Source organism: uncultured Anaerovibrio sp. (assembly GCF_947302755.1).
Taxonomy (GTDB): domain Bacteria; phylum Bacillota; class Negativicutes; order Selenomonadales; family Selenomonadaceae; genus Anaerovibrio.
The window spans coordinates 1-16,860 of sequence record NZ_CAMYWM010000048.1; the positions used below are offsets into that span (position 1 = coordinate 1).

Here is a 16,860-nt window from a genome sequence, read left to right on the forward strand (position 1 = left end):
AGGATATGTTATAGGTATCAATGGTAACAATATTTTGGCTATTCAGGCCCAGGACGCCTCCATTATCGCTGATTTGATGATGGGTGGTGATGGAACCAATCCACCGGGGGATCTTACTGAGATCCATATGAGTGCGGTGGGCGAGTCCATGAACCAGATGATGGGCACAGTGGCCACATCATTATCTACCATGTTTAATAAGAAGATTGATATCTCACCTCCTAAGGTTAATCTGGTAGATTTTGGCATGGAGCCCAACAGTGAAGTCAGTGAGCTGCTTAGCCAGTCTGAGCCTGTTGCAAAGATTTCCTTCCGCATGGAAGTGGATGGCCTCATAGATAGTGAGATAATGCAGATTTTACCGGTTGATGTGGCCAAGGAAATGGTGGATTTCCTGATGAATGGTGGAGCACAGCCAGAGGAAGAGCCAGAACCGGCTCCTGCCCCTGCTGCACCAGCACCGGCACCGGCTCCTGCACCAGCACCGGCCGCTCCGGCACCTGCTCCTGCAGCAGCACCACCTCCGCCGCCACCACCACAGGCTCCGCCAATGGCCCCACCTCCGCCAATGATGGGGGCACAGCCTGTATATGCACCCCAATATGGTGCTTCAGCTGTGGTTGGTCAGGGCGTACCAGTCCAAAGTGCCCAGTTTGCACCATTGACCAATGAGCCTACTGTGGCCAATACGGCAAATATCAGTCTTATCCAGGATGTTCCGTTGCAGGTTACCGTTGAATTGGGACGGGCCAGAAAATCCATCAGGGAGATTTTGGATTTTTCCGCCGGCTCCATTATCGAGCTGGACAAGCTTGCCGGCGAACCGGTTGATATCCTTGTAAATGGACAGCTGACGGCAAAGGGCGAAGTAGTTGTAATCGATGAAAACTTTGGTGTACGTATCACCGAAATTGTCAGCCCTATGCAGCGGGTGCAAAATCTGTAAAAATATCCTGCTTCCCATAGTGATACAATGGCCCCTTCTACGGGAGCTGCTGATTGATAATAAGCATTGGACAGAATTTGTCCGGATTGAATTGGAGAAAATTCTGCCTGTGAGTGAGTTTTATTTTATATATCAGTTAGGGAGCAGTAGTACTTGTTAAATCCTGTTGATTAATATATAATTAATTGTGTTAAGGTAAGTATAATTTCAATTCAAAATATGAGAATATTTAATGAGGAGAGATGACAAATGGCAGTAAGAGTATTAGTAGTTGACGATGCAGCATTCATGAGAATGATGGTAAAAGATATTTTATCCAAGAACGGATATGAGGTAGTGGGCGAGGCAGAAAATGGTGCCAAGGCTCTGGAAAAATATCAGGAGCTGAAGCCGGACCTTACCACTATGGATATTACCATGCCGGAGATGGATGGTATCAGTGCCGTTAAGGAAATCAGAAAGATTGATCCTAACGCTAAGATTGTTATGTGCTCTGCTATGGGTCAGCAGGCAATGGTTATCGAAGCTATTCAGGCTGGTGCCCGCGACTTTATCGTAAAGCCTTTCCAGGCAGACCGTGTTCTTGAAGCTGTTCGTAAAGCTGTTGGCTGATGAATGACTGGAGACATTTCTGCTCCATGGCATCTGTCCTATGTATTTTTATATTGGTGTTATCAGTGCTGTCGCCAGATTGCCTGGCGGCAGCTGATTCAGCAGGTGGCGGTGGCTATTTAGCTGGATATGAGAATGCCGATCCAAAACCTTCTCAAATGTCATGGTGGTCGACATTGGCATACGTTATCAGCCTTGTGGTTGTGTTTGCCTTTGTGGTTGTCATGGCATATTTTGCGTCTAAATTTTTAGGCGGAAGGTTTGGGCAAAGCATCAATAATAATGGGGGCAGACTGTTGGAGCATTTACCCCTGGGGCCACATAAATCAGTGTGCGTAGTTGAATTGGCAGGAAAGACCCTGATGCTGGGTGTTACAGACCAGCAGGTTACTCTGTTGGGTGAAGTGACTGATCCTGAAGAAATCGAACGGCTCAGGAGACAGTCCATTATTCAGCCCATAGATACGGGGATGTTTGCCAGCCAGTTATCATCCTTAGATGAATTGACCAAGCGGATTCCTTCATTTATCCGCGATGGTATAAAGCGTAGAAGATAGGGGTTGTGAGGCTTGACGAAGCTGCAGCGGCTACTCCTGGCAGGAGGAAGCCTGCTTTTATTTTTTTTATTTACAGGGGATGCCAATGCGGCACCGCTGATACCGAATATGAATATTAATGTTGGATCCTCGGATAATCCCCAGGATGTTGCAGTGACCCTGCAGCTCATGGCGGTATTAACCATTTTGTCCATAGCACCTTCAATTCTGATAATGACTACAGCCTTTATCAGGATTGTTGTTGTGCTTGGCTTTTTGCGTAATGCCATGTCTACACAGACTACGCCGCCAAATATGGTAATTATCGGTTTATCCTTGTTTCTGACATTTTATATAATGGCACCTTATTGGAACCAGGGCTATGAAAATGGGCTTCAACCCTATCTTGCCGGACAGATAACTCAGGAGCAGGCTCTTGATAACGTGGTGGAGCCAATAAGGGAATTTATGTTCAGGCAGACCAGGGAAGCCGACCTGGCCATGTTCGTAAATCTGGCAGATGCTCCCCGGCCCAATGGTCCTGAGGAGGTTTCCACCTTTACCCTGATTCCGGCCTTTATGATAAGTGAGCTGAAGACAGCCTTTCAGCTGGGCTTTATGATTTATATTCCATTTATCGTAATAGATATGATTGTGGCCAGTACCCTTATGTCAATGGGTATGATGATGCTGCCGCCGGTAATGATTTCGTTGCCATTTAAGATTTTGCTGTTCGTCCTGGTGGATGGATGGCACTTACTGATAAAATCATTGATAATAAGTTTTCATTAGGGGCTGGTTAGATGTCAGGAGATCTTGTTATACAGATGGCCCAGGAGGCTTTACGGGTGGTGCTTTTGGTATCGGCCCCAATGCTGGGGCTGGGCTTGGCCGTTGGCCTTATGGTCAGCGTATTTCAGGCCACCACTTCCATTCAGGAGCAGACCTTGGCCTTTATTCCAAAAATTGTGGCGGTATTTGTGGCCATATTGATTTTTGGTCCCTGGATGCTTCGTATTATGGTAGAGTATTTTACAAATGTATTTGTAAATTTACCAACATATATAGGTTAAATTCAACGAGGTAAAATAAGTGGATTTTTTTGATTTATTGCAAAATCATGCTGCTGTTTTCCTGCTGATGATGACGCGAATAAGCGGCTTGTTCCTGATTGCTCCCTTTTTTGGAAGTCAGAATATACCAATATATTTCAGGGCGGGAGCCTGTTTTGCCATTTCTCTGGTAATGTTCCCGGTAATAGACCAGAATACGCCTATAGAAGCACCTATGTCCTTGTTTGCTTATTCATTGTCAGTATTGTCTGAAATGTTTGTGGGCTGGCTTATAGGCTTTGTGTGCTATGTATGTCTTCAGTGTGTTACCATGGCCGGTAAGATAATGGATATGCAGGTTGGCTTTGCGGTGGTAAATGAAATGGACCCTACCTCAGGCCAGCAAAACCCATTGATTGGTACATTTCTCTACTATCTGACCATGATAGTTTTTTTGATCACCAATGGTCATCATATGCTGCTGACAGCCTTGATACGCAGCTTTGAGGCGATTCCAATGGTGGGTATCCATTACGATGCTGCCATAACTGATCTTATAATAGATTTTACCGCAAATATTTTTCTTACTGGTGTACAGATCGCCATGCCTATCACCTTTGCTATTCTTCTGACTAATGTATCTCTGGGCATTTTGGCCAGAACCATGCCTCAGATGAATATATTCGTTGTAGGTATACCCATGCAGATTGTTATTGGCACCTTTACATTAGCTATAGTTATTCCATTTTATATATTGTTCTTGGATGTGCTGTTCAATGAGATGTATGGAAACATCACCATCGCCTTACGGGCAATACAATAAAAAATACAGAAATCAGCTTTTCTCCTTTGACCTGCAGCTCTTTGCCGGTGAAAAGACCGAGGAACCAACGGCCAAGCGAAAGGCTGATGCCCGCAAAAAGGGTCAGGTGGGCAAGAGTCAGGAAATAAATGCGGCCTTTGTTTTGTTGGCCGGCTTTATGGTCCTCAGGGTACTTGGCGGTAACGCTGTTACCGATATTATGAATTATTCCACATATATTTATGGTAATTTGAATGTGGATATCAATGAAGAATCTATAATGCAGATGTTTATCGGCATGATAATTCTGTTGGCCAAGACCTCAATTCCCCTGATGGTGTTTATAATGATTATTGGCCTGGCCATGAATCTTGCCCAGGTGGGAATAAATTTTTCCACCGAAACCATCAGCTTTGACCCTAATAAGCTTAATCCCATAAATGGTGCCAAGCGAATGTTTTCCAAACGTTCCCTGGTGGAGCTGATAAAATCCCTTCTGAAGATTTTGATAATAGGCTACTTCGTCATTACCTATCTGTCGGATGAAATTTTTCAGATTCCAAAGCTTATTTACATGGATTTGTTTGCCGGCCTTAATAAAATGTCGGATTCCATATTTACCCTTGCCTTTAAAATAATCGGCGTATTCATTATCATGGCGGTAATGGATTTTGCCTATCAGAAATGGCAGAACCTGCAGGATTTGAAAATGTCCAAGCAGGAGGTAAAGGAAGAATTTAAACAGCAGGAAGGTGACCCTAAGATTAAGGGTAAAATCCGTCAGAAGCAGCGTCAGATGGCCATGGCCAGAATGATGCAGGAGGTACCCCAGGCGGATGTAATCGTTACCAACCCTACTCATTTTGCTGTTGCCCTGAAATATCAATCAGGTATGGCTGCCCCAGTGGTTATTGCCAAGGGCCAGGATTTGGTGGCCCAAAAGATTAAAGAGATTGCCAGGGAAAGCAGGGTTCCCATAGTTGAAAACAAACCATTGGCTCGGGCCCTGTTTGCCGCTGTAGAGGTGGGGGGAGCAATTCCCCAGGAGCTGTACAAGGCAGTGGCCGAGGTACTGGCCTATGTGTACAAGCTAAAGAGAAAATCAAGAAATTACGCATAATTTATAGTGCTATTATTTAGGAGAACAATATGGCTGCTCCAGAAACCGCTGCCCAGGAAAAGGGCAGCTTCATAACTAAATACAGTGATGTACTGGTAGCAGTAGGTATTGTTACCATCGTGGTTATGATGATTATTCCGCTGCCAACAATGCTGTTGGATTTGCTGCTGTGTATGAACATAACCCTGGCGCTAATCGTTGTAATGGCGGCTATTTATAATGTGGAAGCCCTGGATTTATCCGTGTTTCCGTCCCTGCTGCTCATTACCACCTTGTTCCGGCTGGCCCTGAACGTATCCTCCACAAGGCTTATTTTGCTGGAGGGCTACGCCGGTGAGGTTATCATGTCCTTTGGTAACTTCGTAGTGGGTGGTAATGCGGTAGTAGGCTTCATTATATTTATAATTCTGATTATTATTCAGTTCATTGTTATCACCAAGGGTGCCGAGCGTGTAGCCGAGGTATCGGCCCGTTTTACCCTGGACGCTATGCCTGGTAAGCAGATGTCCATTGATGCTGACCTTAATCAGGGAGCTATTACTGATGCTGAGGCCAGTGAGCGCCGAATGAAAATTCAGCGGGAGGCTGACTTTTACGGTGCCATGGATGGTGCCAGTAAGTTCGTAAAGGGTGATGCCATTGCGGCTATTATCATCATTCTGATCAATATTACCGGTGGCTTTGTCATCGGTATGGTGCAGAGAAATTTAACTGTTCAGCAGGCCCTGGCCAACTATACCCTGCTGACCGTGGGTGAGGGTCTGGTAAACCAGATTCCGGCCCTGCTGATTTCCACGGCAACAGGTATTATTGTTACGAGAGCGGCCTCGGACAGCAATCTGGGCTATGACCTGGTTACACAGCTTGGCCGTCATGACCGGGTATTCTTTATAGTGGCCGGCGTGCTGCTGGCATTGGCCGTTATTCCCGGACTTCCGGGCCTGCCCTTCAGTATTTTGGCCGGCATATGCGCATTTATTGGCTATCAAAAGATGCGGGGCAAGAAGCAGGTGGAGGAAACCACCACCGTCCAGAAGAAGGAAAAGAGCAAAACCGAGGCCACCAAGCCGGAGAATATTGTTTCCCTCCTCCAGGTGGACCCCATGGAGCTGGAAATTGGTTACAGCCTGATTCCCCTGGTGGATACCGGCCAGGGTGGTGACCTGTTGGACCGTATTGTTATGATCAGGCGTCAGTGTGCCCTGGAGCTGGGCTTGGTGGTTCCGACCATCCGTATTCGTGATAACATTCAGATAAAACCCAATGCATATATTATAAAACTTAAAGGAATCGAGATAGCAAAGGGCGAATTATTACTAGACCACTTCTTGGCCATGAATTCGGGAACAGTGTTTGAGGAAATTCAGGGAATTGAAACCCAGGAGCCTGCCTTTGGCCTGCCGGCTCTGTGGATTCCGGAGGCTTCCAGGGAGCAGGCTGAGCTAAATGGCTATACAGTAGTGGATGCTGTATCTGTTTTGGCAACCCATCTTACTGAGGTTATTAAGGCCCATGCCGATGAAATCCTGGGCCGTCAGGAGACCCAGAACCTTATTGATAATGCCAGAAAGACCAATTCCAGCCTTGTGGATGAAATTGTGCCTGATCTGATGAATGTGGGTGAAATCCAGAAGGTATTGGCAAATCTTCTCCGTGAACGGGTATCCATCAGGGATATGGCCACCATTTTGGAGGTATTGGCCGATTATGCCCGTGCTACCAAGGATACTGAGATTTTGACCGAGTATGTGAGACATGCCCTGTCCCGTCAAATCACTCAGCAATATACCCAGAATAATCAGCTCACCTGCATTACTCTTGATCCAACCATTGAAAATCGGATTGCCGGCGGTGTTCAGCGTACTGACCGGGGCTCCTATGTAAGCCTTGATCCTGATACCATGCAGAAGATTATTACTTCCCTGAGTGGTGAGCTGCAGAAGCTGACTGATATGGGATATCAACCAATTATCCTTACAAGTCCTACGGTACGCCTCTATTTCCGTAAGCTGGTGGAGCGGTCTGTTCCGGGGATTATCGTTCTGTCTCATGCTGAGATAGAGCAAACTGTAGAGATACAGATTATTGGGGTGGTGAAGATTTAAATTGAGAATAAAAACATTTAAGGCGCCTACCCTAAAGGAGGCCATGGCCAATGTCAAGGCTGAATTGGGTATAGATGCGATTATTTTACATACTACAAGATCCAAAAAGGGAGGACTGCTGGGCTTTGGCAGCAAGGAGGTAGTGGAGGTTATTGCCGCCGTGGAGGACGAAACATCGGCCAAGTCAGTCAGGGCCTCTGCCCGTAAAGCACCGGTCCATCATGAGCCTTTGCCGGCGGACAAGCCGGCGGCATCATCGCCGGTTAAGGCCCCTTCCTCCTCCGGCACTTACCCTGAGCCAGCTCCAATTCCGGAGCAGGTGGTATCACCATTCATTTCCCAAAGGGCAGCTGCCTCACAATATCAGACTGCCGGCACACAATTTAGTGTTGATACGGCTCAACAACGGGCTGATCAATATGATGCAGGTCAGAGCAGTTCTTCCGGTATTCCTCACAATACACAGGGTCCCCAGATTCAGTCCACCTTTGAGGATATTTTATCTTCTCTTAACCGGATTAAGGCTGGGGAGAATAAAATTGAAAATAGCGACCTTAAGGTAGGAAAAATAATAAAGCCTATGGAGAAAAAGGCGGAGCAGGCCGCACAGCCTGAACCGTCATATCATGAACCGCTACAGCCCGGGCCGTCACAGCCTGAACCGTTACCTCATGAACCGCTGCAGCCTGCCTCGTTACAGCCTGAACCATCACAGCCTCCGATAAATGATTTGGAGGCAGCCAGTGAGGCGAGCAGGGAGGCAGCCGCCAGGACTGAGACTGGGGCTATGACAGAGGAGGCCAGGGCCGAAGCTGCTGCCAGGGAGGAGGCCTTTGCCAAGGCCACCCGGCAGGTGGCTGACGACCAGGAAACCATTAAATCACTGCAAAACGAATTGGACGAAATGAAGGAAATGCTTGTCCGGATGGGGAAGGCAGGATTTAATGAAGCCCATGATATTTCACTTCAGCAGGCCTTGCGTGAATGTGATATAGAGGAAAAAATTATTCAGGATATAGTTCGCCGCTTGTCCGGTACAGAGATAATGGAGCCGAAGAATTCCAGCAAGGCCCTTCGTTCCCTGGAAAGGGTTCTCAAAAAGACTGTCAGGGTGGCATCCGGCATTACCCTGTACTCCAATAAGCCTAAAATCGTGGCCCTTGTGGGCCCCACGGGAGTGGGGAAAACCACTACCCTTGCCAAGATTGCGGCAAAATTCGTATTGGAAAAGGGCATAAACACTGCTCTAATAACCGCAGATACCTATCGTATTTCCGCAGTGGAGCAGCTTAAGACCTATTCTGATATTTTGGGACTCCCCTTGGAAATTGTTTATTCTCCTGATGCCCTGAAGCAGGCTATAGAAAAGCACGCCGATAAACAGCTTATCCTTATTGATACTGCCGGAAGAAGTCAGTACAATGATTTTCAGATGAAGGAGCTGATCGGGCTGCTGAAGGATAACAAGGATATTGAAAAGCATCTTGTACTCAGCTCAACCACAAAAAATAAGGATGCTGAGGAAATACTAAGCCGTTTTATGTCATGTCAGCCTGATAGGGTGATTTTCACCAAGACTGATGAAACCAGCTCATTAGGAATTATTATGAATCTTCTTTACAAGAAAAATATCGCTTTGTCCTATCTTACCAATGGACAGAGTGTTCCAGATGATATTACACCCGCCAGCTATACGAAGCTGGCAGAAATGCTGCTGAGGTAAAGGGTTATGAAGGATCAGGCAGCAAAGCTGCGTCGCCTTGTGGAGAACAAAAATGTTTCTCCTGAATTGCCAGCAAGCAAGGCACCAGAGACAACAATAAAACAACCAGCGGAATTGAAAGGGCCCCGGACCATTGCCATTACCAGCGGCAAGGGGGGAGTTGGCAAAACCAATCTCGCCGTAAATCTGGCCATTGCCCTTGGCAACATGGGTAAGCGGGTAATTATAATTGATGCTGATATGGGCATGGCCAATGTTGATATTTTACTTGGAACCTCATCCAGGATAAATCTCATGAATTTACTTGATCCTGAGGTTAATCTGGAGGATGTTCTGCTGAGGGGTCCCTATGGGGTAAGCTATATTTCCGGCGGGTCCGGAATGGAGCATGCGGAGGAGCTGACAGAGGTGGAGAAGGATATTCTCTTCACCAAGCTGGAGGCCTGTGCTGAATGGGCTGATATTATTCTGATAGATACCGGTGCCGGTATTGGCAAAAATGTATTGGACTTCATCGTTTCAGCAGATGAGGTGCTTCTGGTTACCACACCGGAGCCTACCGCATTGACCGATGCTTATGCCGTTATGAAGGGCTACAGTAAAACCACTGATACCCCTAATCTTAAGCTCATTGTAAATCGGGTTATCGATGAGCCGGAGATACGGGAGGTGGTAAGTACATTGTCAAGGACCGCCGAGAAATTTTTGAAGCTGTCCGTGGAATGTATGGGCTATATATATGATGACCAGACCATGGTGAAGTCTGTCAGGTCGCAGGTGCCTATTATGTCAGGTTATCCAGATGCATTGGCAGCCAGATGTATATCATCCATTGCCAAGGGCCTCGTCAATGGACGCCAGGAGAAGGTAAGTCTTGGGTGGCGTGGATTCCTCAGGCGGCTGTTTAAGAAATGAGATATTTCTTAAAACTGGGACTAGGAGAGAAAGAATATGATAAGAGCAGAAATGGTGGACACATGGAAGGCACTTAGATATGGACAAAGAGCCCAGGTATCCCTTATGGAGGATACCCAGTTTTACCATAGCAGAGTAGAGGATATAAAAAAAGATCACATTGTTCTGGCCATGCCGGTGGATGACAAGCGCAGACCGCTTATACCGGAAAATGGTACCAGCATAATCTGCAAGGTTATGGGGGAGCATTGCTATTATATTTTCCGCGCCACGTATATTGGGAAGGGAATCGAGAATATCCCGGTCTGGTATATCAGCAGGCCGGATAAGGTGGAAAAGGCCCAAAACAGGGAATATGTCCGGGTAAAGACCACCCTGCCGGTGGTGGTGCGTCCTGTCAATGAGGAAGGGGCATTGGAGGAAATGGAGCTTACCTCCACGGTGGATATAAGTGGTGGCGGCATGTGCTTTGTGTTTAAACGGCCCCTGCCTGTGGACAGCAAGGTTGCCATAGAGCTGGACGATATACCTAATGTGGGCTTATTGCAGCTGATGTGTCGGGTGGCCCGTTGTGCTAAAATAGATGTTAACGGGGAGAAAATTTATCACATAGGTACTGCATATATGTCTATTGACCGCAATGTGCAAAACAGGCTTATAAAATTCATTTTCGATATACAGCGGAAAGGATTGGCCAAGGGGATTGAAAATCTTTAAGGGGGTGTTGATATGATTCGCGTTATTATTGCTGATGATTCATCATTTATGCGTAAGGTCTTATCGGATGTATTTAATGAGGAGCCGGACTTTGAGGTGGTAGGTACGGCTGTTAATGGCAAGGATGCCGTTAATCAGGTTCTGAGGCTAAAGCCTGATTTGGTAACCATGGATGTTCTTATGCCGGAAATGGATGGTCTCAAGGCCCTGCAGATGATAATGGAGGAACACCCGGTTCCGGTGATTATGATCAGCAGTTTGACCAAGAAGGATGCTGATGAAACCATAAAGGCTCTTCAATACGGTGCAGTTGATTTTATCACCAAGACAGGCGGATCAATATCAAGAGTGGACACCATTAAAGATGAAATTTTGGACAAGGCACGTAATGCAGCAAAGGCAAAAGTAAAAAAAATTGCAATAAATAATAATATTCTTGGAAAAAAGCAGGAAGCAGAGAATTTAAAGCGAATAAATATACTTGAGAGGCAAAGTACTGCTAAAACTACTAGAGGCATAGGTACGACATCGATTGTTGCCAGCCGTTTAAAACCAACGGCTCACGTGACGGCAACCTCTAGAACCTCCTCCCTGTTGTCCCAGCGCAGCTCCGTTATGGACAAGGTTGCGAAAAGGGAAAACCCGCTTTTGAAAATGCGTCAGGCCAGTGGGGCGGCCTCGGGGGGAAGGAATAAGCTTGTTGTCCTGGGGACCTCCACCGGTGGTCCTAAGGCATTGCAGTATGTAGTTCCCAAGCTGCCGGCAGATATGCCGTGTGGTATGGTCATTGTTCAACATATGCCCGCAGGTTTCACCAAGTCCTTGGCGGAACGGTTGAATGATATATCATCGGTAAAGGTCAAGGAGGCCGAGGATATGGAACCAATTTTGCCGGGTTATGTTTACATAGCTCCAGGTGATTATCACATGGAGATTACAGGCAGCGGTTCACAGAGAGTTATCTCGCTAAACCAGAAGCCGCCTTTGGGGGCCCATCGTCCAGCAGTAGATATAATGTTTGACTCTGTTGTACAGTATGGGGGGGATGTGGTGTCCGTTATATTAACCGGTATGGGGTGTGACGGCGCTGCAGGAATGAAGAAGATTAAAAAGGCCGGAGGGTATATTATCGCTGAGTCTCAGGAAACCTGTGTAGTGTATGGGATGCCAAAGGCCGTTGTGGATGCCGGTATAGCTGACGAGGTTCTGCCTGTTCAGGATATCGCTGAAGCAATTATGAACGCAGTTAGAAAATAAGCAAATCAGGGGGAATAGAAATGGAAACAAATCAGTACATGGAAATGTTTTTGGACGAGTCGCGGGAACATTTACAGTCTCTGAATGACGGCCTGCTGAGTCTGGAAAATGATCCGGAGGATTTGTCCGTATTAAATGAAATCTTCCGTAACGCCCATACCTTAAAGGGTATGTCAGCTACCATGGGTTATACAAAGACTGCCGAGCTTACCCATGACATGGAAAATTTGCTTGATATGCTCCGCAAGGAACAGCTTAAGGTCAGCCCTGAAATTATAGATGTAATTTTCAAGTGCTTGGATACCTTGCAGGAAATGGTGGAAAACATCAGTAATGGCGAGTCTGAGGATTTGGTGGATGTTTCTGACCTGATTCGTCAGATTAATGCCATCGCCAAGGGTGAATCTGCTGAGGCAGCTGCTCCGGCAGCACCGGAGGCATCGGCAGCTGCTCCGGCCGGTGGTTCCCCGGGGGGAATTTCAATTACCGATACTGAAAAGACGGTAATTGTTGAAGCAAAGAGCAGCGGCCTTGTTCCTTATCATATTCATGTGGAGATTTCCGAGAACTGTATTTTGAAATCAGCCCGCTCCTACATGGTCATGAACGCACTGGATGAAATCAGTGATGTTATAAAATCTGTTCCTCCTGCCGAGGATTTGGAGCAGGAAAAATTTGATCACAGCTTTGATGTGATAATTGTCAGCGATGCTGATGCAAAGGCTATTGAGCATGCTGTTTCGGCTATTTCGGAGATTACGGTGGCTGAGGTTACCGAGTTTGACCCTGAAAAGACTGAGGCTCCGGCAGCTGCACCTGCACCGACTACAGAGCCGCCTGCACCGACTCCAGAGCCGCCTGCACCAGCCGCACCAGCACCGGCAGCCAAGGCAGCACCGCCAAAGGCTGCAGCCCCTGCCAAGAAGGATGCGAAGCCGGCGGCCAAGGATGCCAAGAAGGCTCATATGGGCGGTCAGTCAGTTCGTGTAGATATTGAAAAGCTTGATACTCTCATGAATCTGGTAGGAGAGCTGGTTACCAACAAGGTTCGCCTGGAACAGATTGGTATGACTCATCGCCTGACAGACCTTACCGAGACCCTGGAGCAGATGGACCGTGTTACCACTGACCTTCAGTCGGTAGTTATGAAGGTCCGCATGGTGCCTGTAAGTCAGGTATTTAACAGATTCCCTCGTATGGTTCGCGACCTTACCAAGGAATTGAATAAAGAAATCAACCTTACCATTGAGGGTGAGGATACAGAGCTGGACCGTACCGTTATTGATGAAATCGGCGATCCATTGATGCATTTGCTGCGTAACTCCCTTGACCATGGCGTTGAGCATCCTGATGAGCGTGAGGCAAAGGGTAAGCCGCGTACCGGTGAGGTAGGCCTCATTGCCCGTCATGAAGGTAATAACGTTGTAATCATGGTTACTGATGATGGTGCCGGTATTAATGCCGACAAGATTCGTAATAAGGCCGTTGAAAAGGGCATGATTACCCGTGAAGAGGCTGATGCACTGCCGGATGCTGATGCAGTACGGCTTATCTTCCTGCCTGGCTTCTCCACTGCAGAGGTTATCACCGACGTATCCGGCCGAGGCGTAGGTATGGACGTTGTTCGCAGCAAGATTGAATCATTGGGCGGAAACGTTGACGTAGAGACCAAGATTGACGAAGGCTCCGTATTCAAAATCAAGCTGCCATTGACCCTGGCTATTATTCAGGCCATGCTGGTTAAGGTTCAGGATGAGATGTACGCCATTCCGCTTGGTTCCATTGACAGTACCATCAACATCACTCCGGATGATATTAAAACTGTACAGAACAAGGAAGTTATTGTTCTGCGCGGTGAGATTATTCCAATTGCCCGTTTGGGAGAAGTACTCAGCGTGCCTAAGGGCGAGGCAACCAACGAGGAGGATATATTTGTGGTTGTTGTCCATGTGGGTGACCATAAGATGGGTATCGTGGTTGACAATCTCATTGGTCAGCAGGAAATCGTTATCAAGACACTTGGCAAGCTTTTGTCCGGCCTGAAGATGCTGGCTGGTGCTACTGTTCTGGGTGATGGTCATGTTGCTATGATCCTGGACGTAAGTTCATTGATGTAATCATAGGAGGGGTGAAAAATGGCTAACATAGACGGACAGGTAGTATCTGACAGCGAGGTTCAGGTAGTTGCTTTTAAACTGAGAAATGAAGAATATGGTTTCAGTATTTTAAATGTACAGGAGATTAAGGGCCTGACGGATATTACCAGAGTACCTTTTGCTCCTGAGTTTATCAAGGGCGTAATAAATCTTCGTGGCAGTGTGCTGCCGGTAATTGACCTGAAACGCCGTTTGGGGCTGGAGGATACACCGTATACGGCAAATACCCGTATCGTTATCGTTCAGCTGGATGAGGTTTCCGTGGGTATGCTGGTGGATGCAGTGACAGAGGTTAGAACCATCAATGCCAACGATATCGATTCAACCAGGGCGGTAACTGGTACGGATGCCAATTCAAGATTTATTTCAGGCATTGGCAAGGTGGATGGAAGACTGATAATTCAGCTTAACATTAGCGAAATCATCGGTCTTACTGGCGAAGAGTAATTTCTGGATGGGGTGAAGATATGTCAGATGATGTTGCAAGCTTATCTGCTAACCAGATGGATGCGCTACGTGAGATTGGTAATGTTGGTGCTGGAAATTCAGCTACGGCTTTGTCACAGATTATTAATAAACGCATCGATATGAATGTTCCAAGGGTGTCAATAGTTCCCCTTGGTGATGTTCCTGATCTGGTAGGCGGACCTGATGTTATGGTAGTCGGAGTTTTCCTCAGAGTTTATGGTAAGGCTCCAAGTAATATTTTGTTCCTGTTACCACGGGATAGTGCCTTTTATCTCGTTGATATGCTAATGGGAAAGAAGCATGGAGATACGCAGAAGCTGGACTTTATGGATGAGTCAGCATTGATGGAAATTGGTAACATCCTTTCCGGTGCATATCTGAATGCATTGTTTAATTTTACCAATATTTCCCTGTTGCCATCTATCCCTGCTTTGGCAATGGACATGGCAGGTGCAATATTAAGCGTAGTATTGATTCAGCTTGGTCAGATGGGTGATCATGCTTTGGTTATTGAGACTGAGTTCAAGACCGATGATGAAGGTATCAAGGGGCACTTCTTCCTGGTACCGGATCCGGGTTCCTTGGAAACTATACTGTCTGCAGTGGGAGTTGAATGATATGCCAGAATTAGTTAAGGTTGGAATGGCCGACGCTAAAGTCGGCACAGCTCCATCAACATTAATTAGTTATGGACTTGGTTCATGTATTGGCATTTCATTATATGATCCGCAGACCAAGATTGGCGGACTCCTTCATATAATGTTGCCGGACAGTACCCAGTCCAGAGCCAATGAAAACAGGGCTAAATTCGCAGATACCGGTATACCGGATATGCTTAGTGAGGTACTTAAGTTAGGTGCTTCCAAAAGCAGGCTGGTGGCTAAAATTGCCGGTGGTGCCCAAATGTTTGCTTTTGCCAACGCTACGGATATTATGCGGGTTGGCCAGAGAAATGCACAAGCTGCCAAGGATGTTCTTGCCGGCTTAGGTATCCCAATTATTGGTGAAGATACAGGTGGCAGCTATGGTCGCACAGTATCCATCGATTTATCAAATGGGGTTTACAAGGTAAAGACCATTGATAAGGGTGAGAAAGAGATTTAGACGGTGATAGATGTGTTTAAGCTAGGTGCAGCTTCGGTCTGTGGGGCTATAGCAGCATTGACTGCTATAGTCGCTGGACTGTTATCAGATGCCCGGTTGCAGATTGTGCTTGGCCGGGCATTTTGTAGCTTTATAGTGTCTGGATTAGTGGTTTATATTGCTGTTTTTCTTTTTGACCGCCTTGGTTATGCCTCGATTATTCATGAATTTGAGGAAACTTGGAAAGAGGGCATGGAGAAGGAAGAAGCAGGAGATGCTGATAACCAGACGAAATCAGAGGAGTCAGAGGGCTCCGGGGAGTTAGAGGAGTCAGAGGAGAATGAGGCGGCAGAAGGGTCTCAGGAGGAATTTGACTCACAGGAAAATGGTGGTTTTACCCCACTTCAAGCTGATGAGCTGCGTCATGTGGCCACTGATCAGGAGGAATAGGCAGGGAGTCAGTGTTGATTTGGGTAAAATGCGCAAGGGTTTTGTCATAGGAAGCTATATTAATATGGTAAAATACAAGCGTAGAGGTGGTGAGATGAGTTGTATAGTACAGAGTTAAGTCCTGAGGCTGTACAGCAGCTTTGGATTGAATACAGCCGAGACAAGGATAATATAGAAATCAGGAATAAACTGGTAGAGCATTATCTCCCACTGGTTAACATTATAGCTGGCAGATTGGCCATCAGTCTGCCAAGTCATGTGGATACCGATGACCTGAAGGTCAGCGGCTATTTTGGTTTAATGGACGCAGTTTCACGGTATGACTATAATAGGGGAAATAAATTTGAAACATATGCAGGTATCAGAATCAGCGGTGCCATGAAGGATGACCTTCGGGCCAGGGATTGGATATCTGTTTCACTGCGGCAGAAAATAAAAAAATATGAGAGTACGATAATTTCCCTGGAGGGGGAGCTGGGGCGTACCCCAACGGATGATGAGCTGGCAGCTGCCTTGCAGGTAACTGCTGACCAGCTTCATGTCCTGGAGCAGCAGGTAAGTGCCTCAACTATTATACCCTTGGGTGAATATATAAAGTTTGAAACGGCCTCAACGGCTGTGAATGATCCTACTAAAAGCTTGGAAACAGTGGAGATGAAGGAAACACTGGCCAAGGCAATAGACCAGCTTTCTGAAAAGGAGCGGCTGGTGATATCACTGTATTATCACGAAGAATTGACCATGAAGGAAATCAGTTTGGTTTTACATTTATCAGAGGCCCGTATTTGTCAGTTGCACACTAAGGCTGTGTTTAAGCTGCGGGGCTTTTTGGCAAATGTGGCTGATGATCTTTAAAATAGATCAGTTTATAACGCCATTGTTCAAATTTTTCTTCTTTAGAAGAAAAATCTTCCAATT

Annotated in this window: 18 protein-coding genes; all 18 read left to right on the forward strand. The window is 46.6% G+C overall.

Features of this window, described 5'->3' with window-relative positions:
* Positions 1-946: flagellar motor switch phosphatase FliY (fliY, locus tag Q0Y54_RS06305; RefSeq protein ID WP_297965406.1), on the forward strand; the 946-nt coding region annotated here is incomplete at its 5' end.
* 249 nt (positions 947-1,195) lie between these two features.
* Positions 1,196-1,558: a response regulator gene (locus Q0Y54_RS06310; protein ID WP_027397516.1), complete on the forward strand. Its 363-nt coding sequence runs from the start codon at positions 1,196-1,198 to the stop codon at positions 1,556-1,558.
* Between the two features lie 158 nt (positions 1,559-1,716).
* On the forward strand, positions 1,717-2,115 hold the full coding sequence (gene fliO / locus Q0Y54_RS06315) for a flagellar biosynthetic protein FliO (RefSeq protein ID WP_297965407.1): 399 nt from the start codon (positions 1,717-1,719) through the stop codon (positions 2,113-2,115).
* Between the two features lie 36 nt (positions 2,116-2,151).
* Complete coding sequence (gene fliP / locus Q0Y54_RS06320; RefSeq protein ID WP_297965434.1) at positions 2,152-2,886, forward strand: flagellar type III secretion system pore protein FliP; 735 nt, start codon at positions 2,152-2,154, stop codon at positions 2,884-2,886.
* An 11-nt stretch (positions 2,887-2,897) separates the two neighbouring features.
* Complete coding sequence (fliQ, locus tag Q0Y54_RS06325) at positions 2,898-3,167, forward strand: flagellar biosynthesis protein FliQ (RefSeq protein WP_039205764.1); 270 nt, start codon at positions 2,898-2,900, stop codon at positions 3,165-3,167.
* 19 nt (positions 3,168-3,186) lie between these two features.
* The gene (fliR, locus tag Q0Y54_RS06330; protein WP_297965410.1) at positions 3,187-3,969 is read left to right on the forward strand and encodes a flagellar biosynthetic protein FliR; all 783 of its coding nucleotides are present in this window, start codon (positions 3,187-3,189) and stop codon (positions 3,967-3,969) included.
* Positions 3,932-5,068 carry a flagellar biosynthesis protein FlhB gene (gene flhB, locus Q0Y54_RS06335; protein WP_297965436.1) on the forward strand — a complete coding sequence of 379 codons (1,137 nt, stop codon included), beginning with the start codon at positions 3,932-3,934 and terminating at the stop codon, positions 5,066-5,068. Before fliR ends, flhB begins: the two co-directional genes overlap by 38 nt.
* Positions 5,069-5,097: 29 nt before the next feature.
* Entirely contained in the window at positions 5,098-7,173 is a 2,076-nt protein-coding gene (flhA, locus tag Q0Y54_RS06340; RefSeq protein WP_297965413.1) for a flagellar biosynthesis protein FlhA, read from the forward strand.
* Between the two features lies 1 nt (position 7,174).
* A complete protein-coding gene (flhF, locus tag Q0Y54_RS06345) occupies positions 7,175-8,896 on the forward strand; it encodes a flagellar biosynthesis protein FlhF (RefSeq protein WP_297965415.1) in 1,722 nt (573 codons plus the stop codon).
* Positions 8,897-8,902: 6 nt separating this feature from the next.
* Complete coding sequence (locus Q0Y54_RS06350) at positions 8,903-9,811, forward strand: MinD/ParA family protein (RefSeq protein WP_297965416.1); 909 nt, start codon at positions 8,903-8,905, stop codon at positions 9,809-9,811.
* Positions 9,812-9,847: 36 nt separating this feature from the next.
* Entirely contained in the window at positions 9,848-10,528 is a 681-nt protein-coding gene (locus Q0Y54_RS06355) for a flagellar brake protein (RefSeq protein ID WP_297965418.1), read from the forward strand.
* A 12-nt stretch (positions 10,529-10,540) separates the two neighbouring features.
* Positions 10,541-11,785 (forward strand): chemotaxis response regulator protein-glutamate methylesterase, encoded by a 1,245-nt coding sequence (locus Q0Y54_RS06360; protein ID WP_297965420.1) that lies wholly within the window; start codon positions 10,541-10,543, stop codon positions 11,783-11,785.
* Between the two features lie 20 nt (positions 11,786-11,805).
* Positions 11,806-13,902 (forward strand): chemotaxis protein CheA, encoded by a 2,097-nt coding sequence (locus Q0Y54_RS06365; RefSeq protein ID WP_297965422.1) that lies wholly within the window; start codon positions 11,806-11,808, stop codon positions 13,900-13,902.
* 18 nt (positions 13,903-13,920) lie between these two features.
* Positions 13,921-14,388: a chemotaxis protein CheW gene (locus tag Q0Y54_RS06370; RefSeq protein WP_297965424.1), complete on the forward strand. Its 468-nt coding sequence runs from the start codon at positions 13,921-13,923 to the stop codon at positions 14,386-14,388.
* 20 nt (positions 14,389-14,408) lie between these two features.
* A complete protein-coding gene (locus Q0Y54_RS06375) occupies positions 14,409-15,026 on the forward strand; it encodes a chemotaxis protein CheC (RefSeq protein WP_297965426.1) in 618 nt (205 codons plus the stop codon).
* Between the two features lies 1 nt (position 15,027).
* Complete coding sequence (locus Q0Y54_RS06380; protein WP_297965428.1) at positions 15,028-15,513, forward strand: chemotaxis protein CheD; 486 nt, start codon at positions 15,028-15,030, stop codon at positions 15,511-15,513.
* Between the two features lie 3 nt (positions 15,514-15,516).
* Positions 15,517-15,942, forward strand: coding sequence for a hypothetical protein (locus Q0Y54_RS06385; protein ID WP_297965430.1), 426 nt, complete (start codon positions 15,517-15,519; stop codon positions 15,940-15,942).
* Positions 15,943-16,041: 99 nt separating this feature from the next.
* Positions 16,042-16,797, forward strand: a complete 756-nt coding sequence (locus Q0Y54_RS06390; RefSeq protein WP_297965432.1) for a FliA/WhiG family RNA polymerase sigma factor — start codon at positions 16,042-16,044, stop codon at positions 16,795-16,797.
* Positions 16,798-16,860 lie beyond the last annotated feature (63 nt).